The 476-nt window shown below is 36.8% G+C and carries 1 pseudogene; it reads left to right on the top strand.

The features are described 5' to 3' along the window. Positions 1 to 142: 142 nt before the first annotated feature. Positions 143 to 476: pseudogene (gene fusA / locus ACEW7V_RS02115) on the top strand (elongation factor G); the annotation flags it as partial.

Genomic DNA, 476 nt, shown 5'->3' with positions numbered 1-476 from the left:
CTTCACTTCGTTCCGGTTACGTGTTACTTCCTTATGTAGGAAAATTAACCTTTTTCCGTATCTATTCAGGTTCAGTTAAAGCTGGTTCTTGTGGCTAACACTACTAAAAAGGAACCAAGAACGTTTTGGACGCTTATTACAAATGCATGCTAATTCTCGTGAAGAAGTAAAAAACTACACAGACGATATTTTAGCGGTTGTGGGATTAAAAGCAACTACTACAGGAGACACTTTAGCATCAGAAGGACAAACCATCGTCTTAGAATCAATGAATTTCCCAGAGCCAGTAATTGCATTGGCTGTTGAACCAAAAACTAAAGCTGACCAAGAAAAAATGGGGATTACTTATGCAAAATTAGCTGAAGAAGATCCTACATTTAAGGTTTTTCCAATCATGAAACCGGGCAAACTATTATTGCTGGAATGGGTGAACTTCATTTAGATATTATCATTATTGAACGTCTTAAAGGGAATTG

Source organism: Areca yellow leaf disease phytoplasma, assembly GCF_041920595.1.
The sequence above is the reverse complement of the archived record's forward strand: the minus strand, read 5'-3'. Positions and strand labels throughout refer to the sequence as shown.